The organism is Rhizomicrobium sp., assembly GCF_056722145.1.
Window position 1 is genome coordinate 1 of the sequence record NZ_JBWZET010000339.1, and the last position, 5,899, is coordinate 5,899.

5 protein-coding genes are annotated in these 5,899 nt (G+C 64.3%); 4 read left to right on the forward strand and 1 reads right to left on the reverse strand.

Annotated elements, in window-relative coordinates:
- Nucleotides 1–356: 356 nt before the first annotated feature.
- Nucleotides 357–824 carry a low molecular weight protein-tyrosine-phosphatase gene (locus tag AC1P6P_RS18065; protein ID WP_481403837.1) on the forward strand — a complete coding sequence of 156 codons (468 nt, stop codon included), beginning with the start codon at nucleotides 357–359 and terminating at the stop codon, nucleotides 822–824.
- Nucleotides 821–1,621: a fructosamine kinase family protein gene (locus AC1P6P_RS18070; RefSeq protein ID WP_481403838.1), complete on the forward strand. Its 801-nt coding sequence runs from the start codon at nucleotides 821–823 to the stop codon at nucleotides 1,619–1,621. Before AC1P6P_RS18065 ends, AC1P6P_RS18070 begins: the two co-directional genes overlap by 4 nt.
- Before the next feature lie 45 nt (nucleotides 1,622–1,666).
- On the opposite strand, the gene AC1P6P_RS18075 is transcribed toward AC1P6P_RS18070, so the two are convergent.
- Nucleotides 1,667–3,352 (reverse strand): OprO/OprP family phosphate-selective porin, encoded by a 1,686-nt coding sequence (locus AC1P6P_RS18075; protein WP_481403839.1) that lies wholly within the window; start codon nucleotides 3,350–3,352, stop codon nucleotides 1,667–1,669.
- 417 nt (nucleotides 3,353–3,769) lie between these two features.
- Here AC1P6P_RS18075 and AC1P6P_RS18080 point away from each other — a divergent pair, with 417 nt between their 5' ends.
- Both AC1P6P_RS18080 and AC1P6P_RS18085 read left to right on the forward strand, forming a co-directional pair.
- Nucleotides 3,770–5,299: a methyl-accepting chemotaxis protein gene (locus tag AC1P6P_RS18080; RefSeq protein WP_481403840.1), complete on the forward strand. Its 1,530-nt coding sequence runs from the start codon at nucleotides 3,770–3,772 to the stop codon at nucleotides 5,297–5,299.
- 281 nt (nucleotides 5,300–5,580) lie between these two features.
- Entirely contained in the window at nucleotides 5,581–5,859 is a 279-nt protein-coding gene (locus AC1P6P_RS18085; RefSeq protein WP_481403841.1) for an STAS domain-containing protein, read from the forward strand.
- Nucleotides 5,860–5,899 lie beyond the last annotated feature (40 nt).

A 5,899-nucleotide genomic window follows, 5' to 3' on the forward strand; every position in this document is an offset into this window, starting at 1 on the left:
AACGTGCAGTTTGGAATGGAGGATGCCGGACACTGGAGCGGTGAAGAAAGGTCGCGCCTCTCACGACCCGCCGAGCAGCACGAGACACAACTGGCCCAGGATACGCAGCTCGTGCGCGTATCAGACAATCGCGGCTGAACAAACCGCGTGCGTGCGGGTCTCACAGGGCAGATGGAATGTGCCTGTCAGCGGTCGGGTGAAAGCGGTCGCTCTGCTGGCGCCCCGTCTGTGGAGGGCACTCCCCGAACGAGCGGACCTGCGAAAATCAGGCCCGCTTTCGGCATATTTAAAGGGGCGCATTTTGCGCCGCGTGCCCCAATCGCTTAAGAAGGCCTCCCACTCAGCAAAGAAGCGCCATGTCGAAGCCGTCCGTGTTGTTCGTGTGTTTGGGGACCATCTGTCGCTCGCCGCTGGCCGAGGCCGCGTTCCGGGCCGAAGCCGCGCGCGTCGGGCTTGATGTTGACGTCGATTCCGCCGGCACCGGCGGCTGGCATGCCGGTGAGCCGCCCGATCGGCGCGCCATCGCCACCGCCAAGCGCCACGGCGTCGACATCTCCGGCTACCGCGCGCGAAAGGTGACGGCCGCCGATTTTCGCCGCTTCACGCACATCGTGGCGCTCGATTTCGAGAATTTTTCCGACCTGCAGCGCCTGCGACCCGCCGATGCCAGCGCCGAGCTCAGCCTGTTGCTCGATCACGCTCCCGATCGTTCGGGCGAGGCGGTGTCCGATCCGTGGTACGGCACGCTCGCCGATTTCGAGGTCACCTGGGCCGATGTCACCGCCGGTGCCAAGGGGCTGGTGGAGGCGTTGACGAAATCATGACGGACCTTGGCGGGCGCGGCGCGGCGTTGCTTGGCGGCACGATCGCCAGCGTCACCGGGCTTGGCGGCGGTTCGCTGTCGCAGCTCGTCAAGCTGCAGCTCGGCGATGGTCGCGTGGCGATCGTGAAAACCGGTCCCGCGCCGCGCGCCGAAGCGGCGATGTTGCAGGCGATCAAGGCGGCCGGCGCGCCCGCGCCCGAGGTGCTCGCTGTCGATGACGCGGTGCTGGTGCTGGCGGTGGTGGAAGAGAGCGGCGGTTCGGCGTGGCCCGATCTCGGCCGCACCCTGGCGCAGCTTCATGCCGCCCGCGGCCCGCGCTACGGCTGGGCCTGCGATTACGCCTTCGGCCCGGTGGCGATCGAAAATACGTGGGCGGACGATTGGCCGGCGTTCTGGGCCGCGCATCGCCTCGTCAACAGCGCCGCCTATGTCGGCAACGGCCTCGGCCGGCGTCTGGAAGCGCTTGCTGCCGATCTTCACAACCGCCTGCCGCGTGCCCCGGCGCCGTCGCTGCTGCATGGCGATTTGTGGGGCGGCAATGTCATGGTGGCGAACGGCCGCGTGGCGGGCCTGATCGATCCGGCCTGCTATTACGGCGACGGCCTCGTCGATGTCGCCATGCTGCAGATGTTCGATGCCCCGCCGGCGGCGTTCTTCTCCGCCTACGGAATAAAACAGGCCGGCCACGAGGAGCGGCTCTTGATCTACCGCCTGTGGCCGGCCTTGGTTCACTTGCGTCTGTTCGGCAGCGGTTACCGCTCGCTGGTGGAGCGGCTGCTGACCGAACTCGGCGTTTAGCGCGCAACCCGGAAAAGCGGTTTTCCGTAAAGTTGCGCGCCAATCTTAAATCGACAGCTGGAAGCGCAGCGCGATGGTGCTCAGCTTCTGGCCGCCGTTGAGGGAGGGCAGCGCCGGTGTTCCCGCGGTCGCCACCGCGGCCGGTGTCTGCAGCCGCGTCACGTCGATGTACTGGTAATCGAGCGCCAGGCGCACCGCCTGGTTCATGTACCAGTTGATGCCGAAAGTCGCGATCTTCTGGTCGCCGCCGCGCACCGTGTTGTAGTAGGTGTAGGTCTTGCTCGAGGCGGTCCAGGCGGTGACGAGGTCGGTGGCATCGCCGGTATGGCTGTTGAGGTTGAGGTCGGAATAGCGCGCCACGAATTCGAAGGCGCCCCAGGTGCCGTCCTTGATTGAGAAGTTCTTCGCCGGTTTCGGTGCGGTGAACGAAGCGGTCGCCGGATTATAGCCGCGGGCCTCGCCGGTCATGATCCAGCTGCCCTGCAGATACCAGCCGCTGAAGGAATTGCTCGACGGCTGCACGATCTGCGTTGCCGAGGTGCCGACGCCGCTGAACACGGTGTAGGCGACCGGTGAGCGCTTGACGGCGTAGTTGTAGTAGCCGGCCTGGGCGTAGAAGTTTTCGTAATTGCCGGCAGTCTCGACGCCCCAGCTGGTGACATGGCTGGCCGCCAGCGCGCCGGTCGAAACCAGCTGAATGCCGTTGGAGTCGACCGAGAACTCCGGCACGTCGCCGAGCGAGTAGCTGCTCTTGGCGGTGGCGCCGGGCGTGGTGGAAAGATTGACGGCGCCGCTGGCGGTGAGATCGGGCAGCTTGAACACCTGCAGCCCGTTGGCGCCGATGATCCAATGCGCGTTGCTTTCGGAAATCGGCATATAGGCGACGCGTCCGACCACTGCGGTCTGCTCGTCATAATTCGCCGCCGGCGCGGTCGAGCCGACCTGCAGCGCCTTGGCGCCGTCCTGGATCTTGTTGCCGGTCAGCGACAGCGCGCCGAACATGCGGTCGCCGGCATAGATGATGCTGATGGCATCGCGTCCTTCCGACCCGGCGATATTGCGCTGCAGGTTGGAGGGCGAATTGCGCTCGAAGAACATCAGGTCGGCGGAGGCCGTCGAGTCTTCGAGGTTGATCGGCGGCGGGAAGGCGCCGACGCGCACGGCCCACGGTGCCAGTCCGTCGTACTGCATGTAGGCGTAGAGGATGTGGCCCTGCGTTTCGGTCGTGGCGCCGCCGAAGTCGTAGAGGAAGTAATAGGAGAAGTCGCCGAACACCTTGCCTTGCAGGCCAAGGAAGACGCGGCGGAGATTGGCGCCGCTCGACAGGTCTGGGCCGTAGGTTGCCGGCAGCGTGTTGGCGCCGCCGCCCTGCATGTAATAGCCCATGTCGGCCTGCAGCAAGGCGCGCAGCGTGGCGCTGAAATTGCCGTCGGCCGATGTGATCGAGAGCCGGCCGTTGGCGATGCCGGGCTTCGGCGCGCTGGCGAGTGCGGCCACGGTCGCCGCCTGCTTCTTGGCATCGTCGGCGCGGGCCTTGGCGTCGTCCTGCTGCTGCTGATGGATCGCCGCTTCCTGCTTTTCGGCGTCCGCCTTCAGGGCGTCCACTTGTTTGCTGAGCTGACTGATCTGGTCCTGCAGCGCCTGCAGGCGCGCATCGGGCGTCGCCGCCAGGGCGGATGCCGAACTGCCTGCGAGAAACGCCGCAGCCATGATTTTTGTGATGGTCTTCATTGGGTGGTCCTCGCTGCAGCCGCGATTGATGCGGCCCTTTGGCATGCGAAGAGGCTAGGTGGGCGTTGGTTAATTGGACGCTATCGGCACCGCATTTGTCGCCTTTGGCCGCATCAGTACTTTCACTTGTACCGAGGGTTCGGCGGCGCCCACGCGGACAAGTCGGCAGTATCGCGTTAACGACCGCGACCAGCGCGCATAGCAACCACAGCGATAGGTGCGTGCGGCCTTCAGGATGTGATTGATGGATTTGGCGAAATTCGATTCAAAAAATGCGATCGGCCCGCCATCTTTACACGGATTGTAAATCCAAGCGGAGCAGTTTGGTCCCGGTACGGACGGGTTGCGTTCGTTTGGATTGGCGGACTTTCCGGAAATGCGGGTCCGGACGGCAGTTACAGGGATATTTGGGGGACCATGCATCATTCGTTCGAGTTGCCGGACTTCGATATCGAAGCCCGCCTTCGCTATGCCGGTATCAACGCCTCCACCAGCCGGCGTTTGCGCGGCTTCTGGCGCATCGCGCGCCTGGCGCTCCCGGGCATCCTCAATGACTTCTACCGCCATGTGGAGTCCGAACCGCAAATGGCCCGGCTGACGTCGGGCAACGTCAATCGCCTCAAGGGTGCGCAGACCGCGCACTGGGCAAGGCTGTTTTCGGGCCACTTCGACAAGGATTATATGGTCGGCGTCTTTCACGTCGGCTTGGCGCACAAGAAGATCGGGCTGGAGCCGCGCTGGTACATCGCCGGCTATCAGTTCGTGCTCAATCGGCTGGTCCGGCTCGCGGTGCTCACCTGGTTTTGGAATCCCTACCAGATGTGGCGAACGCTGCAGGCGCTGAACAAGGCCGTTCTGCTCGATATGGAGCTGGCGATCTTTGCCTATCAGAACGCAATCGAGGCGGAGAAGACCCGGCAGGCGGAGGCAATCATCGCCAGCGTCGGCGTCGGCTTGCACGCACTCGCGGCCGGCGATCTCACCCATCGCGTCACCACTGAACTCACCGGTCCGCTCGAAAAGCTGAAGCTCGACTTCAATGCCGCGGTGCCGAAGCTGCAGCAGGCGCTCGCCGCCGTGGTGCAGAGCATCGACACGATTTCGACCGGCGGCCGCGAGATCGAACAGGCCTCTGACGATCTGTCGCGGCGGACCGAGAACCAGGCTGCCAGCCTCGAACAGACCGCGGCGGCGCTGGAAGAGATCACCGCAACGGTCAAGGCGACGGCGGCCAACGCCGGCAAGGCGAGCGGGATCGTCACCAAGACCAAGAATGCGGCGCAGGCTTCCGGCCATATCGTCGAATCCACGATTGCGGCGATGGGGCAGATCGAGCAATCGTCGCGGCAGATCACTGATATCATCGGCGTCATCGACGAGATCGCGTTCCAGACCAATCTTTTGGCACTCAACGCCGGCGTCGAGGCGGCGCGGGCCGGCGATGCCGGCCGCGGCTTTGCGGTGGTGGCGAGCGAAGTGCGCGCCCTGGCGCAGCGCTCCAGCCAGGCCGCCAAGGAAATCAAATCGCTGATCAGCGCGTCGAGCGAGCATGTCGAGTCTGGCGTCAAGTTCGTCGGCCAGTCGGGCGAGGCGCTGCGGCAGATTGTCGAGCAGATCGTCGAGATCAACGAACTCGTCACCGAGATCGCGCAGGCCGCCAGCCAGCAGTCGACCGGCATCGAAGAGGTCAATGCGGCAGTCAACCAGATGGATCAGGTCACCCAGCAGAATGCAGCGATGGTCGAACAGTCGACCGCGGCGGCCCATCATCTGTCGGGCGAGGCGCAGAATCTCGCGGGATTGGTGGCCAACTTCAATGTCGGCGTCAGTTTGCGCGGGCTGAAGCCGGTGGCGGTGCCGACGAAAGCGCGGGCGGGGGCGCGCGGCGGAGCGGCAGTGGCCGTGCGCGAGGCCGAACCGCAGGCCGGCGACTGGACGGAATTCTAAGGAAACATACGTATCGCCATGCAGATTACCGAGCAAAACAGCGGCGTTAAGAAGTTGGCAACGAAAGTGGTCGGGCAAATTAACAGCTTGGTATTCCAAATAGCGCAGGCTCTTTTGCGGCAGGCACTCCGCGGCTTGGGCGGATTGTTTACCGTCACTGCGTTAGACCATGTCGGAACGGCGGCTCTCGGCTGCTGCTGATGGCGGAAGTGATGACTGGGTTGATACGGAATGTGGACGAATAACGGAGAAAGTCGGCAATGGAACAGGCAGGGGATAGCGTGAGCGACAGCGTGGCGTTGCCCGCTGTAGCCGATCTCACGGAGGCGGGACCATTGAAGCAGCGACTTGAACAGGCCCTGGCCGCCGGAATCGGACTGACCGTCGACGCGTCGGCGGTGCAGCGGGTTTCCTCGCCGTGCCTTCAGGTGCTGGTTGCCGGCGTGACGGCCTTCGCCAAGGCGGGGGGCGCTGCGCTCAAGATTAGCAATCCTTCGGAAGCCTTCCGGGAAACCGCGTCGGTCCTCGGATTAATGAACGCACTAGAGCTGAGCAAGTAACATGGGCAAGACGATCCTTACGGTCGATGACTCGCGCACG